The organism is Oribacterium sp., from assembly GCF_057249185.1.
Genome location: NZ_DBHIGR010000258.1, coordinates 1 through 1,824 on the forward strand (window position 1 = coordinate 1; position 1,824 = coordinate 1,824).

Consider the following 1,824-nt stretch of genomic DNA (forward strand, 5'->3'; position numbering starts at 1 on the left):
TCATAGTTAACGGAATAAGTAAAACCATAATGAACATGAATATCCAGAATCCCATTTGAAATTCCTCCATTACTTTTACTTCTAAAGCATTGATTCAGCCTCAGTTATACTTATAACCTTTTCCATGTACTCATAAAATTGCTTGTGTAATTCTCTCATTTCATCCGGTGCATTTATCGAATGTTGATACATGAACTTTTCGCCGAAAATACTTCTATATACAAAGGACATAATAAAAGTCAATATCGGCAGCGGCACAAGCAAAAAGATATTCATTTTCCATGGGGATAACTTGCCGCAGTTTTTCCTCACAAATTGGAGGTTTCGTTTTAGCGCTTTTGCTGTCTTACGCATAATCTTCTGTTCATAACCGGTTTTTGCGGGATTATCCGCTTCATAATATGCATCTGCAATAGGAACTACCATTGCAAGATGACAAAGCTGCCAAATGTGCATATCTTTCACTATCTGATATGGAATAGAAGATTGCTTAAAAATCAAAGAAAGGCGTCTTACTCTATCCGTTCTCATTCCGGAAATCTCTGCAAAAGTAGTCGGTTGAATGATTTTCGGAGTAAGCGTGGCATCCAAAACATCATCCTTAATCCTTCCTCCTGCGCCCGGAAAAGCCGGAAGGATTTTGCCTTCCCCACAAATCTTCTCCCATTCATTGTAGTCATCCATAGAATTTGTCATTGTTACAATGCATTTGCTATTATTGGTTTTCAGTTCCTCAAGTGCCTGATATAACTGATTTTCTCTGACTGTCAAGAATATAAAATCGTATTCGTCATCATCTTTGAGTTCAGACAATACAGAAACATTTGCTTTTGTAACTTTTTCTCTTTTCAAATAAAGAAGCCCCTTTTTCTTGAGTGTTTCCACCCTAGCTCCTCTTGCATAAACAGTAGTATCAAAACCCGCTTCGGCAAAAAGCGAGGCATACAGCGAGCCTATCACTCCCGGACCAAATATGAGTAATCTCACTTATAGACTCCTTTCTGCCATATGCAAAATATCCCTTATTTTTAAAACAGCTTATCCCAATCCTGCACGGATTCTATTACCGGAATCCAACTGTCTATTTCGAATCTTTCCTCTATCCATGGTTCCGCATAGCCGTCCAGAATAAGCACCCCATTGCATTTTATATGGGCTTTTGCCTCTACTATGTCTAAGACTTCTATCCTGTATTCCATTAGCGGTTCATTTTCATAAATATAAAAGGAATCTTCACGCTCTTCGCTTTCTTCAACTGTCTTTACTGAAAATGTAGTCCCCACCAATTCCTTTACTGTGCTCTTATCCGTATCTATCGGATTAATACATATGGAAGGAGAAATCTCATTTCCCTCGAAATCCCCGGGCTTAAACCCAATGTCTACAGCCCATGAGGCGCTTTCCTCCCGGTCTTCTTTAAAGAACATGAGGCAGCTTCTTCTGTCTCCCCAATCGTCTTGAAATATAAAATCTTTTATTTTTAACATTTTGCTCTCCCTTACAAAGCGGAATTTATTAATTACTTATTTTTTTTATAAGCTTCCCAAAAAATTTCCTATTGTTGCAATTATGCCGTATATTAATACATAAACAGCTGCACTTTCATTGTAAAATATAAATATTGTTGGAATAAAGAGGGCCATTATTAACAATAAAAATATCAAGTTAAAAGAATGTCTAATCCCATAAATCAGAGAAGTTAAAAAACAAATACATGGAGTTAAAATAAGTAAAAAGAATATACCGGTTCCTGTATCATTAATGAAAGCAGGCAACACATAAAAAGCTAAAGTTATCACTATTAAGTAAACAGACATTTCTCTT

The 1,824-nt window shown here is 36.4% G+C and carries 3 protein-coding genes; all 3 read right to left on the bottom strand.

What is annotated here, in order from left to right:
- Nucleotides 1-81: 81 nt before the first annotated feature.
- On the bottom strand, nt 82-987 hold the full coding sequence (locus ACO4PX_RS10150; protein ID WP_485572591.1) for a ketopantoate reductase family protein: 906 nt from the start codon (nt 985-987) through the stop codon (nt 82-84).
- Between the two features lie 41 nt (nt 988-1,028).
- The gene (locus ACO4PX_RS10155) at nt 1,029-1,487 is read right to left on the bottom strand and encodes a hypothetical protein (RefSeq protein WP_485572593.1); all 459 of its coding nucleotides are present in this window, start codon (nt 1,485-1,487) and stop codon (nt 1,029-1,031) included.
- A 45-nt stretch (nt 1,488-1,532) separates the two neighbouring features.
- Nucleotides 1,533-1,824, bottom strand: a 292-nt coding sequence (locus ACO4PX_RS10160; RefSeq protein WP_485572595.1) for a hypothetical protein, incomplete at its 5' end; no start/stop codon positions are given.

Excerpts from the sequence above, each read along its gene's own strand:
- ACO4PX_RS10155 (WP_485572593.1), bottom strand. The coding sequence starts at position 1,487 with ATGTTAAAAATAAAAGATTTTATATTTCAAGACGATTGGGGAGACAGA.